This window comes from Fructilactobacillus sp. X7R9C1 (assembly GCF_059901005.1).
The window spans coordinates 1-15,907 of sequence record NZ_JBWXVG010000014.1; the positions used below are offsets into that span (position 1 = coordinate 1).

15 protein-coding genes and 1 other annotated feature are annotated in these 15,907 nt (G+C 39.4%); of the genes, 8 read left to right on the forward strand and 7 right to left on the reverse strand.

The annotated features are described in order from the left end of the window. The first annotated feature begins 331 nt into the window (after positions 1-331). The 6 genes from AC6UD0_RS06685 to AC6UD0_RS06710 all read left to right on the forward strand — a co-directional run bounded on the left by AC6UD0_RS06685 (position 332) and on the right by AC6UD0_RS06710 (position 6,416). Positions 332-1,681 (forward strand): C1 family peptidase, encoded by a 1,350-nt coding sequence (locus AC6UD0_RS06685; protein ID WP_500708549.1) that lies wholly within the window; start codon positions 332-334, stop codon positions 1,679-1,681. Between the two features lie 57 nt (positions 1,682-1,738). Beyond that, positions 1,739-1,995 (forward strand) — a binding site (T-box leader). A gap of 74 nt (positions 1,996-2,069) precedes the next feature. Then, positions 2,070-2,909, forward strand: coding sequence for a MetQ/NlpA family ABC transporter substrate-binding protein (locus AC6UD0_RS06690; protein WP_500708551.1), 840 nt, complete (start codon positions 2,070-2,072; stop codon positions 2,907-2,909). Between the two features lie 9 nt (positions 2,910-2,918). Then, a complete protein-coding gene (locus AC6UD0_RS06695; RefSeq protein WP_500695430.1) occupies positions 2,919-3,974 on the forward strand; it encodes a methionine ABC transporter ATP-binding protein in 1,056 nt (351 codons plus the stop codon). Further along, positions 3,974-4,678 carry a methionine ABC transporter permease gene (locus AC6UD0_RS06700; RefSeq protein ID WP_500695429.1) on the forward strand — a complete coding sequence of 235 codons (705 nt, stop codon included), beginning with the start codon at positions 3,974-3,976 and terminating at the stop codon, positions 4,676-4,678. The genes AC6UD0_RS06695 and AC6UD0_RS06700 overlap by 1 nt, the downstream gene beginning before the upstream one ends. 31 nt (positions 4,679-4,709) lie before the next feature. Beyond that, positions 4,710-5,858, forward strand: coding sequence for an ArgE/DapE family deacylase (locus tag AC6UD0_RS06705; RefSeq protein ID WP_500708552.1), 1,149 nt, complete (start codon positions 4,710-4,712; stop codon positions 5,856-5,858). 105 nt (positions 5,859-5,963) lie between these two features. After that, positions 5,964-6,416, forward strand: coding sequence for a hypothetical protein (locus AC6UD0_RS06710; RefSeq protein WP_500708554.1), 453 nt, complete (start codon positions 5,964-5,966; stop codon positions 6,414-6,416). A gap of 117 nt (positions 6,417-6,533) precedes the next feature. Here AC6UD0_RS06710 and AC6UD0_RS06715 read toward each other — a convergent pair whose 3' ends face one another. From AC6UD0_RS06715 to greA, 7 genes are all read right to left on the reverse strand, one after another. Beyond that, complete coding sequence (locus tag AC6UD0_RS06715; protein ID WP_500696381.1) at positions 6,534-6,680, reverse strand: hypothetical protein; 147 nt, start codon at positions 6,678-6,680, stop codon at positions 6,534-6,536. 71 nt (positions 6,681-6,751) lie between these two features. Further along, positions 6,752-7,420 (reverse strand): type II toxin-antitoxin system death-on-curing family toxin, encoded by a 669-nt coding sequence (locus AC6UD0_RS06720; protein WP_500708557.1) that lies wholly within the window; start codon positions 7,418-7,420, stop codon positions 6,752-6,754. A gap of 87 nt (positions 7,421-7,507) precedes the next feature. After that, entirely contained in the window at positions 7,508-8,596 is a 1,089-nt protein-coding gene (locus AC6UD0_RS06725) for a baeRF3 domain-containing protein (RefSeq protein ID WP_500708558.1), read from the reverse strand. Between the two features lie 80 nt (positions 8,597-8,676). Then, positions 8,677-9,336 (reverse strand): TVP38/TMEM64 family protein, encoded by a 660-nt coding sequence (locus AC6UD0_RS06730; RefSeq protein WP_500696383.1) that lies wholly within the window; start codon positions 9,334-9,336, stop codon positions 8,677-8,679. A gap of 131 nt (positions 9,337-9,467) precedes the next feature. After that, positions 9,468-11,384, reverse strand: a complete 1,917-nt coding sequence (locus AC6UD0_RS06735) for an acyltransferase family protein (protein ID WP_500708561.1) — start codon at positions 11,382-11,384, stop codon at positions 9,468-9,470. 157 nt (positions 11,385-11,541) lie between these two features. Beyond that, a complete protein-coding gene (locus AC6UD0_RS06740) occupies positions 11,542-13,683 on the reverse strand; it encodes an ATP-dependent Clp protease ATP-binding subunit (RefSeq protein ID WP_500693328.1) in 2,142 nt (713 codons plus the stop codon). Positions 13,684-13,845: 162 nt separating this feature from the next. Further along, a complete protein-coding gene (gene greA / locus AC6UD0_RS06745) occupies positions 13,846-14,313 on the reverse strand; it encodes a transcription elongation factor GreA (RefSeq protein WP_500708563.1) in 468 nt (155 codons plus the stop codon). Positions 14,314-14,507: 194 nt separating this feature from the next. Here greA and AC6UD0_RS06750 point away from each other — a divergent pair, with 194 nt between their 5' ends. Continuing rightward, positions 14,508-15,485 (forward strand): LCP family protein, encoded by a 978-nt coding sequence (locus AC6UD0_RS06750; RefSeq protein WP_500693330.1) that lies wholly within the window; start codon positions 14,508-14,510, stop codon positions 15,483-15,485. 93 nt (positions 15,486-15,578) lie between these two features. Beyond that, positions 15,579-15,907: sugar transferase (locus AC6UD0_RS06755; protein WP_500708565.1), on the forward strand; the 329-nt coding region annotated here is incomplete at its 3' end.

Genomic DNA, 15,907 nt, shown 5'->3' on the forward strand with positions numbered 1-15,907 from the left:
CGCGCGTGTTTCACAAAAGTAAATACGTTTTTTATATTTTTCTTAAGAATCTTAATAAATCTTTAAAGCAAGTGACGTTATATCAACGTTTTTGCTTGACGTTACAAAACTTGTGACATGAGTAAGGGGAGTTAAATAATGAAAATGATACACATCTTTGATTATGTAACTTTTAGCGGATGAGAATCCCTTTGTGATGGGGTTTAGTAATGCAAGTTTTTGATTAACGATTGAAATTGAGATTTGATTAGGATTGGTCAAGTTAAAAGTGTCTCAAAGGAGAGGACAAGTGATACAATACTGACAAGAAAAATATTAAGGAGTGATCATTTTGGATAAGAAAGCAATTAATCCGCAAGACCTGGAATGGTATGAAAAAAGTTATGAAGACAAAGACGACAGTCTGGTCTTAGAACGGGCCGTTTCTCATAATGGAATTAACAACAGTGCTGCTGATTACAAGGCTGATGAAAAAATGAAACGAGTTTTCTCGGTCGAAGTTCCCGAACAACACGTTGCCGATCAGAAGCAAAGTGGAAGGTGCTGGATGTTTTCAGCACTTAACACCATGCGTTTTAAGATTGCCGAAAACTACAAGGTTTCACCAAAATTTGAATTATCACAAAACTACGTTAACTTCTGGGATAAGTTTGAAAAATCAAACTATTTCTTAGAAAACGTGATTAAAACCGCTGATCAACCATTAGGTTCACGCAAGATCGACTTCTTAATGGAAACCCCACAACAAGACGGGGGCCAATGGGACATGTTGTGCGCCATCATTGAAAAGTACGGAGTTGTTCCAAGTTCAACCATGGTTGAAACTTACAATAGTAATCGCTCTGATGAATTGAATCAGACTTTAAACTTGAAGTTACGTCGCGATGCTGAAGTATTACGTAAGATGGTAAAAGATGGTGCGACCGAAGAAAAGCTTGAATCAACTAAGAGTGAGATGCTAAACGATGTTTATCGCATTTTGGCATACTCTTTGGGTCGTCCAACGAAGCGCTTTGATTTTGAATACCGTGATACTGACAATAAGTACCACATTGATAAAGACCTGACTCCGAAAGAGTTCTTTGATAAGTACGTCAACATCAACCTGGAAGACTACGTTTCATTGATTAACTCACCAACTGGTGACAAGCCCTTTGACCAGACCTACACGATTGAAATGTTAGGCAACGTGGTTGGTGGCAGACAGGTTAAGCATTTAAACCTGAAGATTGATGAATTGAAAGACTTAGCCGTAAAACAGTTAAAGAATGGCGAAGCGGTTTGGTTCGGCTGTGACGTTGTCCAAGATTCTGACCGTAAAAAGGGCATCATGGATACGCACTTGTACCACAAGGATGCTTTGTTCAGCACTGACCTGAAGATGAGTAAGGGTTCAAGACTTGACTACAAGGAAAGCATGATGACTCACGCCATGGTGATTACCGGCGTTGACCTAGTCGATGATCAACCAACCAAGTGGAAGGTTGAAAACAGCTGGGGTGAAAAGGTCGGTGAAAAAGGTTACTTTGTCATGAGTGACGACTGGTTCAACGAATTTGTTTACCAGACCGTTATCAACAAGAAGTACATGTCTGACAAGCAACTTGAGGAACAAAAACAGGCACCTAAGATGCTTGAACCTTGGGACCCAATGGGTTCACTAGCTAGTTTTAAAAAATAATTAAAATTTTTGTTGACAGATATTGGTCGACGGATTAGTATACTTACAACAAATTAAATAAACGAGATGGAAAAGCTGAGTACCCGTTGAATTTTCTAAGAGAGTCTCTGGTCGGTGTGAAGGGATGAGATGAATTCGGGGAATATGGACTTTTAATCATTTACTGGCAAGAATTTCGAACCAGCGACGGGGTTGCTACCGATATCATCGCAAGGCTCTTCTAGTTCAGACGTCGACTAGAGCAGTCTTTGAGGCAGTTACTTGAAAGGGTAACTGTAAACTAAGGTGGTAACACGAAAGCATTCGTCCTTTTTAATTAAAGGGCGGATGCTTTTTTTATTTAATTTAATGAATTAAGCAATCAAATAAAAATTAGGAAGTGGACATCATGAGGAGAAGTACTAAGTGGATTATTGGAATTATCATTGTGGTTGTGATCGTTGGGTTAGGTTGGTTTAGTTTTGCCAGACACTCGGCTGAGAGTAAAAAGACCGTTAACGTCGGTCTAATGAGCGGCTCTAAATCAGACGATGAGATTTGGAAGTCAGTCGCTGAGACTGCCAAGAAGAAGTATGGGGTTAACATTAAGTTAACCCACTTCACTGATTACACGCAACCGAACAAGGCTTTGACTCAACACGAGATTGATTTGAACTCATTTCAACATTATGCTTTCTTAGATAACTGGAATAAGCAAAATCATTCTGACATTGTTTCCGTTGGTAACACCTACATCGCTCCTATCAGACTTTATTCAAAGAAGTACAAGAACGTTAAGGATATTCCGGATGGTGGGACGATTGCCGTTCCAAACGATACTTCCAATGAGAGTCGTTCGCTTTACCTCCTTAAGAACGCGGGACTTATCACTTTGAAAAACCAGAAGGGCTTTTTAGGATTAAACGCCATTCAGAGTAATCCGAAGCACTTGAATTTCAAAGAAGTGGATGCATCACAAACCCCACGAGTACTAAACAGTGTCGATGGTGCCGTTATTAATAACACTTACGCCGTTCCCGCTCACTTAGGTGATAAGGAAACGATCTTTACCGAACCACTCAACAATGATTCGAAACAGTGGATCAATTTGATTGCTGCTAACAAGGACCAGAAGAATAACAAGAACTACAAAGACGTTGTAAAATCATTCCAGACCAAGAAGACCGAGCAACTGGTCAAGAAGTATTATGGAAACACCGAAATTCCTGCTTGGAATCGTAAATTTTAGGAGGAACTAATGAGTAATAATATTGTGCAATTCAAGGACGTCTCAGTTACGTTCAAACAAAAAAAGAATGTGATTCACGCCGTTTCAGACGTATCGTTGAAAATTCCCAAAGGTGAAATCTTCGGAATTGCTGGCTACTCCGGTGCCGGTAAATCGACGTTAGTTCGAACCATCAACCTGCTACAAAAACCAACCGACGGGGAAGTCGATGTGTTTGGGAAAACCTTCTATAAAAAAGAAGGCGACCAAGTTTCTTCAATTAATACGAAAGAGTTGCGTGATGAACGGCGTCAAATTGGAATGATTTTTCAGCATTTTAATCTGCTAGAAGAACAAAATGTCCAACGCAACGTTGAGTTCGGATTAAAACACAGTGGTCTAAAGGAAAAGGAACGTGAAGCGAAAGCCAAGAAGATGCTCGACATTGTTGGTTTGGGTGATTACTTAAAAGCCTATCCATCCCAACTCTCTGGTGGTCAACAGCAACGAGTTGCGATTGCTAGAGCGCTCGCTAACGACCCTAAGATTTTGATTTCTGACGAAGCTACTTCCGCACTTGACCCTAAAAATACCGATCAAATCTTGGATTTACTGAAAGAATTGAACGAGAAATATGGCTTAACGATTATTCTGATCACCCATGAAATGGAAGCCATCAAACGGATTTGTCAGGAAGTTGCCATCATGAGTCAAGGAAAAGTGGTTGATGTTGGTAATCTACTTGATATCTTCGTTGATTCGAAGAATCCAACTACCAGAAAGATTGTTGGAAACAGTTTCAACGCACTTGAAATCTTGAAGTCGATGAACATTGACGTTAACAAGCGAAATCTAGTTCAGTTGACGTATCTATCAGATGACATTAGTGATCCAATCATCGTTAGCCTGTATGAGAAGTTCCATATTTCCGCAAGTATCATCTATAGTAATATTGAAAAATTGGGTGAGCAGGTCGTTGGAACGTTGATTGTTGATTTACTTGGAAGTCAAGAGGATCAAGAAGCAGCGGTTAAGTACCTTAATGGTCAAGACATCAAGGTCACTGAATTGAAGGAGGCAGAATAATGGGAGCTTGGTTTGCAACTCATTTTCCCAACGTGGTTTCACAGGGATTAAATGGTGAAGAGGGCTGGATCACAGCCGTTAATCAGACAATTTACATGACGTTTTGGTCCGCAATCTTTGGTGGGATTGCAGGAATCATCTTCGGAGTTTGTTTAGTGATTTTTGCGGATAACGGGATTATGCCATGTCATCCACTGTTCTGGATTATCGACAAAGTTGTTTCGCTATTCCGAGCCGTTCCATTTATCATCTTGCTGGCCTTCATTGCCCCAGTGACGCAAAAGATCGTTGGAACCCAAATCGGAACGACGGCCGCTTTAGTACCTCTATCAGTCGGGGTCTTTCCGTTTTATGCGCGGCAGGTCCAAGTCGCCCTTGAAAGTGTCGATCATGGCATCATTGAATCGGCGGAATCACTAGGGGCCACGAACTGGGACTTAATCTTCGGCGTGTACCTTAGTGAAGCGCGTTCAGAGTTGATTCGAGTATCAACGGTTACATTAATTAGTTTAGTTGGTTTAACCGCAATGGCCGGTGCTATTGGTGCTGGTGGTCTTGGTAACATGGCCATCTCATACGGGTACAACCGTTTCGCAAACGACACGACCTTGGTCGCAACGATCCTAGTTGTCATCATGGTTCTGATTATTCAAGTTGTTGGTGACGTCTGGGCCAAGTTTGCTAACCACGCCGATCGCGGTTAATAAATAAGAATTTAAAGAAGGGTGTTTAAGAATGGAAAAAGCAGAGAAAATCAAAATTCTACAGGATTTAATTCAGATTAAGTCCGTGAACGGTAATGAAATTGAGATCTCAGAGTACTTGTCGAAGCTGCTGAAAAAGCACGGTATTGACAGTAAGATTTTTCCGTTTGGCGACGGTCGTGCCAACTTGATTGCTGAACTTGGAACTGGTGAATCCGGGAAAGTACTGGCTTTAGAGGGACACCAAGACACGGTGGCAGTTGCTCATCCGGAAAATTGGAAACACGATCCGTTTAAGGGTGAAATCGTGGGTGACAAGATCTACGGTCGTGGTGCCGCTGACATGAAGAGTGGGCTAGCGGCCGAGGTGATTGCGCTCTGTGAGTTAGCTGATAAGGGCGAAGTTCCTGATGGGAAGATTCGTTTGATTGCTACTTCAGGAGAAGAATTCGGTGCTCCTGGTGCTTATAAGATTGAACCAAAGTATATTGACGATGTGGACGCTATGATTGTTGGTGAACCTTCCGATGGTGATGTCACCTACGCTCATTCTGGAAGTCTGAACTATCAGATTACTAGTACTGGAAAACCAGCGCACAGTTCGACTCCTGATTTGGGGTTGAACGCCATTACTGGTTTGGTTAAATACATTCAGGCTGAGCCGGATTTCTTCAACGATTTACCAGTTGATCCAGTGCTTGGCAAAGTCCAACACAGTATCACCGTCATTAACGGTGGGGAACAGGTTAATATCATTCCTGGTTCGGCTAGTTTGCTTGGAAATGTCCGTCCGACCCCTTCATTTAATAACGACAACGTGATTGAATTGATTCAAACAATCGTTGATAAAGTGAACGACGAGACCCCATATCACCTCGAATTTAAGTTGGTTCACAACTTTTATCCAATTGAAACCGATAAGAACAATCAGTTCGTCCAGGATGCTTATGAGGTTACCAAAAAGGATTATCAGAATCGCAAGCCCGAGTTGATTGTCAATAACGGTGCGACTGATGCGAGTGTTTACGTTCAGGAAAACGACAAAATGGCCGTGATCTTGTTAGGTCCCGATAAGAACAACACGTCACACCAGATTAACGAGTATACGACACTTTCGAGTTATCTTGATACGATTAATGCTTATCAGGATATTGCGAACGATTTCTTTGCAAAAAAGTAAAAAAAAGGCCTTGAACTGTGGAGTTCAAGGCCTTTTTGTGTGGTTAATATTATTTAAGGAGATATAATTAATTGTATAGAAAATTTAAAAAGGGAAAGTGATAAAGTGGAAAATATTTTTAAAGACAATAAAGGATGGGAATATAGGACAAATACACAAGTTATGTTTTTGCCAACAGAATTGAATGATTTGACTTTTCCTATTGAAGGAAGTATAGATATTTTTCATATTGGGAAAAAAGATTCTGATGTAGATGATAGTGATTTTGATAATGTTAAAAGAATTTTGAATCAACATGGTGGTAATGTAAAAAAGGTTCCCAATGGTTGTAAATTAAAGGATGAAAATGTCGGGCATTTTGATAAAATTGATTATTTATATGAAATGAAAATTAGTGATCTTACAAAAGAAGATCAAGAATTATTAAAAAATGAATATTCAGACATAAATAGTAATACAGTAATAAAATTTTATGACACGACTGATGAAAATAAATATAACCCTCATAATGATGTCCGATATGATGAAATTATATTTGTGCAAGTTATACATCCATAGTTAGTACTAACTTAATATCCATCTATTTTTTTTAATTTGTTTTAAAAAGGAAATCTTATTTGAGATTTCCCTTTTTAAAATATCAATATAAACATATTTAGTTTTTTGTGATGAATATTATATCTTAGAAAGCATCTTGAGTGCTTTTATTACCTTAGGGTTATCTGTTACTTTCTTATTAGCTTCTTCATTAATTCTTTTACGGTTTTTGGGATCCATTAATTTATTGAATAATTGGTTCAGCTCTTTATCGGTTATATTCATGTTAATTTCTCCTTTCTTAAACCACTAGCTATGCTTTCAATACATCATGCTATTTTATAAATTTAGTTTTGTCAAACGCCAAGTGTAGATTGCATTAAATCTAAGTCTAAATAACAATGAGAGATAACATATTCTTTTAATTCAGCTTGTGACATGCTTTTTTGAGCAATTGCAACGGAAATCGTATAGAGAGCCATGTCATCATATATATCAAATGTATAATAATTATTACTAAGAAAGGTGAGAGCAGCTAACATGGCTGTTCTTTTGTTACCATTCGTAAAAAATTGGTAGCTTGCTATGGAATACCAAATATAAGTTGCCTTATCAATAATGGTAGGATGAAGGTCTTTGTTAAATAAATATTGGTTAATTTGGCCCAAAATTCGTTCTAAACCTGCCTGATCCTTTAAACCGTAGATAGTTTTTTCTTTAATTAGGATTTCGGCTTGTTTATTGATATTTTTCATTTCAGGTACACATAAATTAAATTGTGGCAAAGTTAAGACTAATCTGTCAGTTAAATGATTATGGACGTTAAAAACTGATAATTTAAGTGCGTTTTTTTCATTGGTTATTGATTTGTAAAAATGGAGATTAATTTTTGTTATTTCTTTTATATTAAGTGTTTTTTTGAGTAATTTTTTATACTCATTAATCTGTTCTGTTTTACTGTTTTGATAGTTTGTGATTATTAAGGCTTGAGGTAATTCCCTATTTAGCTGTTCATCTATTGACATATTTAAATTCCCTTAATATACATACGCTAAAAATATATTAAATTTGCGCATAAAAAAAGAGCTTGGTTACCAAGCTCTTTTTTAAAATTACCATCTTAAGATAGCTGCAACTTTCTTGTCAGTTGGCATGTCGTCAGCAGGCAATACGGTAACGTCACCATCAAGGCCAAGAACCGTCAATGCTAATGAGTTTAATTCATTAGCTGGACGTGAACCTTCGGCGTTAACTTCAACGTCTTCACCGTTGTCCTTACTTTGAACGTAAGCATCTTGTTGGATGATTAAGTTAGCAATGCGGTCGTCAATGGCAGCCTTCAAGATTTCATCGTAGTCGTCAGTGGTCTTTTTAGCACCGTCGGCTTTGTCATAGATGTCTTTCATTGACTTCTCACCATCTGAAACAAAGTTATCGTGAATGGTTTGAGCAACTTCTTGGACGTTTTCGCCAGCGTTTTTAACGGCAGCATCCATTTCAACGTGCTTATCTTCAACTACGTATGGGTTGTGAGTAGCACGGTTGAAACGACCTTCGTCTTCAGCGTTTGCAACAACTACTAATGGATTGTGGTCCTTGTTTGAAACATGTTTTTGAACATATTTGTCAACCAATTCGTAGTATTCGTGAGTGTCCCACTTAGCTCCGTTCTTTCTAGGATCATCTTGGGTCTCAGTCTCAGTCTTGTCTGAGTCAAATGGATCTGGGGTATCGGTGTCATCATCAACAACGCTCAAGTCGTTAACGTGAAATACTTTGAAGTCGTCACGTTGTAAGAACAACATGTCAAAGTCAGGAACGAATTGGTATTGTCTTACGATTGGTAAGATTTGCAATTTGTCTGAGAATGAGAATGCTGTTTGTGGAGCGTAGTTCAATTGAGCAACTTCGATGGAATCGTTAGTTACGTACATGATGATCCCCTTAGCAATGGTTGCCTTAGGTTGTAAAGTCTTTAAGTAGTTCTTAATTTGAAAATCATAGGCGTTCCAAAGTTCTGGTTTATATTGCTTTTGAAATGCTTTTTTAGCAGTGTCAACCAAACTATTGATTTGGGTGTTGTCTCTACGAGTATTGTCTTCCTTAGGATCCAAGGGTACAGTGATTGTTAAAACTGGGCCGTTATCGGATTCCAAGTCAAGCAAGTTTTTAATTTGATCTTTTTTGTCATGCTTAGCCATGGTAAAACCTCCATTAATAAATTGTTACTATACTCTACTATATTACCATTTTTAAAAACAATTGGAAACGGGTACCTCGATTAGAGTTTATCGGTTACCAGTCGTTTAATTAAAAAGAACACAATGAGGGCAAAAACGACGATGATACCGATCAACACCATCAGTTTCTTGAAACTCCCCTGCAAAATCGTGTCACCACCAAGCGAGTAAATGATTGAGATGGGAATGCTTCCCAGAATCGTCGCAATTTTCACTTTCTTGTCTGGAAACCGTTTCTTATCCTGATTGGCCTGAAAACTGACTAGAAACGTCGGGATAAAGGGAATCGAATATCCGATAATAAGACCGAGGAGGGGATGTTTTAAGTGTTTAAAGTGTTTGGCGTACTTATTGTTCTCGTATTTTCTAGCAATCCCTTTAAATGATGAAACAATCTTAGTCGTCCCAAAGTTTCCGGCTGAAAGTCCAATCACGTTGATGATAATGCCAAGCCATTTTCCAAAACAAATCCCAGTGATAACGCCGACAACTGCAACTGGTGCCCCTGGAATCATGGTCAAGATGTACAACAAGAAGATCAATAAGACAGCATCAATTAGACCGTGGTCACGGATTTCTTGAATCGCCGTGCCGCGGGTAGCAGGATTGAACATCATTTTAATCTCTGGCCAATAATCCATGAATAGGATGTAAAAGAAGAGGACGGCGATGACAATGCCAAGGTATTTTAAAATGTCCATGCGATGTTCTTTAATGAATTCTACGATGATAAAAGACTCCTCCAAATGTTATAGCTATATCTTATAAGAAAATCTTAGCCACGTCTATTCTTTCGAAAAAAATAAGCCAACCATTTGGGTTGGCTTATTAATTATTTTTCGGCGTGCTTCAAAACGTTTTGAGCGATGAAGGAAGCATACTTTGGCGTTCCTTGCACGTTAGGGTGCGTCTGGTCTTGATAGAGGTACTGTGGATGTGACTTAGCATAATCATACCAGTCGATCACATACAGGTTCTTATACTTCTTTTGAGCCTTCTTTAGAAACGAATTAACCTGGTTCTGCCATGGCTGGGTCGGAACGTAGGTGTTAATCCAGAAGACGTGCCGGTTCTTTCCCGCAATTTCCATGTATTGCTTCAGCGTCTCGTCACTAATGGCACCGTTAGTTCCAAGGCCGATAATGACGTTTTTACCCAACAAACCTTGTTGTTGCATACTCTTCATGATGGCAACTCCATCTTGAGGGTGACGCGAGGTGGCAGCGTCAATGTACAGTTTTGGAAAGATCTTTTGCAAATTATCGCGTCCAGACAGCATGACTGAGTCACCAATGGCACTTCCAGAGAGGTTCTGAGCTTCTTGGAGTTGTTGCTTGGTTAGGCCGTCTTTTTCCAGCTTCTTATTGACTTTCGTGTTCTTTGATTTTTTACCGGATTTGATTTCTTTGGCTAGTTTTTCGTTGTGCTTATCTTGCGCCTTAGAGTTCTTTTGAATTCGGTTGGCCAGTTGCGTGTGATTGGCGGCCTTCGGATTAACCGTGGTTGATTGGAAGATACCAACCGTGCCAATGGTTAATACAATAATTGCTAGGACCTTTAGGACCATATGATGTTTAAAGCACGATGTCAGCCAATCTTTAATCTGGTCAAGACTCATCTTGTAAACGTGAAAGAGGGTCTTGAAAAACTCAGGGACCCGATGGTAATCGTATTTAGCGAGCGGAACCTCAATGAAGCGGTACGATAATTCTGAGATAACGATGATAATCGCAATTTCGATAAGAGCGTACAACCATTGATGATCAGCTACATCTTTAAATTTGTCGGCAAAGAAAACAAAAACAGGGAACTGATAAACATAGATTTCATAACTTCTAGAACCAATCCAGTCAAATAACTTATTGGTTAGGATGCGATTCCAGTGACTATTAGGATGAACAACCGCCATCATGGCCATTATGGTAAAGATCGAGAACAGTGCCATGCCACCACGATACAAAAACGGTGATTGTGAACCAGTGGTAACGATGATCCAACCCATTCCTACCATTCCGATTAAACCAAAGACGTCCAGTAGAAATGACTTTTGATTGTCATGATCGCGTTTCTGGGTACTCGGCCAGAAAACGGCCAGGGCGGCTCCAAAAAGAATTGAGAACATTCGGGTGTCAGTCCCGTAGTAAACTCGACTAGGATCACTACCGGGATGGTACAGAACGGCCATTAAAAGGACTGAAAGAACTGATAATAAAATGGCAGTGTAGAAGATGGGGTGTTTGTTTCCGTGGAATTTTTTAAGTAAGAAGTAGGCAATTAGTGGCCAAATTAGGTAAAATTGACCTTCAATTGCAAGGGTCCAAAGGTGGGTAAATGGGGAAGCACTTCCAGCAAAGTTCTGGAAGTATGATTGACCATTCATGATTTCCCACCAGTTATATACGTAAGCTAAGTTAGATACGACGCTCTGCCATAGATTCGCGAGTAGATTACGTTGAAACAATGTTATGTATGCAGCGGTCGCAAATAACATCGTAATGAGGGTGGGATACAGCCGCTTTAATCGTTTTGACCAAAAGTAGCCGTAGCGGAAATGGTTCGTTTCATGGTACTCGGTAATCAGATGATCGGTAACCAAATACCCTGACAACGTCAAAAACACCGGAACCCCTAGGTATCCTCCGGTAAATACGCTAGGTGACAGGTGGTATAAGATGACACAGATAACGGCAAGTGCCCGTAAGCCGGTGAAGCCGGTAATAAACCGACGTTTTGTAGTTTTATTATTCATATTATTGGATCCCTAATTATTAGTTTGTATAACAGCAAGTCTAGCACGCAAAGACCGCACTGTATACGGGTTTCAGCAAATCTTAAGAAAAAGATTTTGGGTACAAAAAAACATCTACCAGAATTGGTAGATGTTTTTAAAAATATAACTAACTTAATTAGTCACCACTAGCAAGTTTAGTCTTGTCAGTATTCTTAGTGATTTCGATGGTGTCTTTTCTAAGATCAGCCTTAAGATGTTTTACATCTTGGTGATCCAAGTAGTACATCGCAATCTTATCTCTTAATTGTTGTTCGATTACTCGACGTAATGGACGAGCACCCATGGCTTCATCGTAACCTTGGTCCATCAACCATTTCTTAGCATCTGGAGTTACGTAAAGTTCCATGTCTTTTTGAGCTAAGGTGTCGTTTAAGTTACCGATCATCAGGTCAACAATCTTGCTCAAGTCTTCCTTAGTCAAGTGTGAGAACTCAACAATGGCATTGAATCGGTTCAAGAATTCAGGTCTGAAGTATGGAGCCAAACGGTCCATAATTGACATGTCCTTCTTGTTGTTCTTGCTCATTGAATCGTTTCCGAATCCGGCGTTTGAAGTAGCAATGATAACGGTGTTCTTAAAGTCGACCACGTTACCTTGACCATCAGTCAAACGACCATCATCCATAACTTGAAGTAATAGGGTAATTACTTGTGGGTTAGCCTTTTCAATTTCATCAAGCAATACGATTGAGTATGGGTTTCTTCTTACTTGTTCAGTAAGGGTATTACCATTGTCACCGTAACCAACGTAACCAGCTGAAGTACCAATCATCTTGGATACAGCAGTTACATCTTGGTATTCTGACATATCAAGTCTGATGATTGAGTTTTCATCGTTGAACATGTCTTTAGCCAATTGCTTAACTAATTCAGTCTTACCAACACCAGTAGGTCCAACGAATAAGAATGAACCGATTGGACGGTTACCCTCGTCAAATCCGGCACGGTTTCTACGGATAGCGTTAACAACTAAGTCAACAGCTTGGTCTTGTCCAATGACACGGCCTTTAAGACGAGTATCCATGCCTTTCAATCTTTCAAGGTCGTTAGCACTCATTTGTGAAACTGGAATACCAGTTAATCTTTCAACTGAGTCAGCAATGTCTGATACCTTTGCAACAGGACGGTCAGTGTTAGTGTCGTCACTCTTAAGTTTCTTTTCGATATCTTCGATCTTAGTCTTTGCTTTAGCTGCATCTTCATACTTTTCAGCTTTAGCTGCGTCTTCCTTTTCCTTCTTAGCGTCCTTTAATTCACTTTCAAGGGTAACCTTGTCAGTAACAGGGTGCTTTGCGGCCAAGTGAGCAGCGGTCATATCGATCAAGTCAATGGCCTTATCAGGTAATGAACGTTGAGGGATGTATTGAACTGAGTAGTCAACGGCAGCTTTTAAAACATCGTCAGGTAAGGTAACTTGGTGATGGTCTTCGTAAGCTTTCTTGATGCCCTTCAAGATTTCAAGGGTAGTAGCTTTACTTGGAGCGTCAACAGTAACGTCATTGAAACGACGTGCAAGTGCAGAGTCTTTCATAATGGTGTTTCTGTATTCGTCTTGAGTAGTGGCACCAATAACTGAGATTTCACCACGGCTTAAAGCGGGCTTGATCATGTCAGCTAATCCTTTGCTTCCTGATTCGTCACCAGAAGCACCGGCACCGACGATTTGATGAATTTCATCAAAGAATAGGATAACGTTTTTACGTTCTTCAACTTCTTTGATTAATTTTTGAATATTTTCTTCGTATGAACCACGGTATTGAGTACCAGCTTCAAGAGAAGATAAATCGATTGAAATGATTTGCTTGTCTTTGATTGCGCCAGGGACATCACCCTTAACGATCTTTTGAGCTAAACCTTCAACGATGGCAGTCTTACCAACACCAGCGTCACCAACTAAAATTGGGTTGTTTTTGATACGACGACTCAAAATTTCAGCGGTTTCTTGGATTTCTTTGTCACGTCCAATAACTGGGTCAAGTAAACCTTGTTTAGCTTCATCAGTTAGGTTTCGACCAACTTTATCCAAGTAACTTTCAGCTTTCTTTTGTTGCTTGGCGTTGTTGCCTCCGCCGTTTCTACCACGACGGCCAGGAATTTGACCTGATTTTCTCATTGCTTCAACTTCTTCAGGAGTAAGTTCGTGACCGTTAACAACGTAACGAGCATTAGGGTTTTGACCCATTCCTCCATTCATTAGACTATTAAATAAATCGTCCATTCCGTTTCCGAATGGATCATTTCCAAAATTGTCTGCCATGTGCAATTTCCCTCTTTCCTATTTTCACCACTTGGTGAGTTTATAACTACATAAGATAAACAATAGGAACATATCTCAAGTTCCAATTTTAATTATACCAGTTTTGAATCGAATGCATAGTAATTAGCTCATATCTACCGGGTTTGGTCAACGTTGGTCAAACTATTTCCCTTGACTGGTGCCGATTTGCAAGATTTTTAATTTATAGTTTACTTCAGGGGCTTTTACTGAAATCGTTTCATTAAGATGATGACCTAGTAATGATTTTCCAAGTGGAGAATCGTAAAAAATTTTGTTTTCATCTAATTTAGAGAATTCAGCTTCTTGTTTCCCCACAATAAGGAAGGAATCTAAATCACCGTCTTCTAAAAATTGCACTTTAACCTCGCTACCAATGCCGATTCGGTCATTATCAGGTTTTCTAACAATCTCAGCATATTGTTCCTGTTTTCTAAAATAACGCAAGCGACTTTCTAATCGATGGAGTTCTCTTTTAGACGTACTGTACTCCGCGTTTTCAGAACGGTCACCCAGAGCAGCGGCATCGTGTAAGGCTTGGATTTTTCCCGGACGATTTTTTTGCAGCTTTTTGATTTCATCTTGAATCTGCTTGTAGCCCTTGCGTGTCATTTTATTAAAGTATGTCGCCAACTTAGTTCACCTCAGTCTTTTTTCTTTTTTTCGCCCAAATTTTAACATAATGTAGTTTAAATAATGGTAACAAAAGGTAACTTATCGCCGTATAAAGTTTTCATCGTTAGCAGCTTATGATATTATTACACTATGATTAATTCAAAATCGATTTTATTCTAAGGAGAAATAATATGAGAAGCCGTCACATGGAGAAGAAATCTCATAAGACTCGTAACATCATTATTCTAGTTGTGATCGTGATTGTAGCGATTGTTTTAGCGTTTTTAGGATATGGTGCTTACAAGTATAAATCTGCATCAAATGAAATTAACAAAGCTTATAAGAGTGCAGGAATCAAGAAACAACGAGATACTGACGCGCTGTTAAATCATAAAAAACCAATTTCAATCCTATTACTTGGGACTGATACGGGTGCTCTTGATCGTGATTATAAAGGTCGAACCGATACTTTAATGGTTGCCACCCTTAATCCAGAGACCAAGAAAATGACGCTCACAAGTATCCCACGTGATACTGCCGTTAATATTCCCGGATACCCACAGTATTCACCATCTAAGATTAATGCTGCATATACTTACGGAAGTGCTGGGACTGCCATTAAGACCGTTGAAAAACTGTTAAACGTTCCAATTGATTTCTATGTCTTAATTAACATGGGTGGCTTAAAGGAAATCGTTGACCAAGTAGGTGGAGTGACTATCACACCAACGTTGTCCTTTAGTTATGAAGGCTATAACTTCAAGAAGGGTCAACCAACTAAGATGGACGGAAAAGAAGCACTTTCTTATTCAAGAATGAGATATTCTGACCCAGCTGGTGATTACGGAAGAACAATGCGGCAACGTCAGGTTCTCCAAGCCATTGCAGCTAAAGGTGGTTCGGTATCACATCTCATGAATAATGACTTCATTAGTTCAATTGCCAAGTCCAGTCAGACTGATTTGGACTCAAGTGATTTGACGAAACTTGCTACTAGTTACCGTGAACACGGTGACTTTGTTGATAATCATCTTCAGGGTGAAAACCAGATGATTGAGAACTCAGCAATGCAGGTGCCAACGGAAAGTCAATTGCAACAGACTACCAACTTCATTCGGAAGAATCTAGGTTTGCCTGCCGCTAAGACTGGAACCGCAGCTTATCACTAGATTTAAATAGCAACGAGATGTTCTCCTAAGTTTATGAGGAGAACATTTTAGCGTAAAGGGTAATTAGAACTAAGTATGAGGGAGTCATGATGAATGGAAGAGAACCTAAAGAGAAAGACGATCTGGCTTGATCCCAAAAAAGTCCAGAATCGCCCAGTCTACTTTACGTGTAAAAGAATATTTGACATCACTGCCAGTCTAATTGGGCTTATCTTACTAAGTCCCTTATTCTTAGTGCTTAGCATTTTAATCAAGTGTGATGGTTCGCACGGCAAAGTTTTTTACACGCAAAAACGAGTTGGTTGTAATGGGGACGTCTTCAACATGTATAAGTTTCGGTCGATGATCCCTAACGCTGACAAAAAATTAGCTGAACTTAAAAAATTTAATGAAGTTGATGGGGCCATGTTTAAGATGAAGGA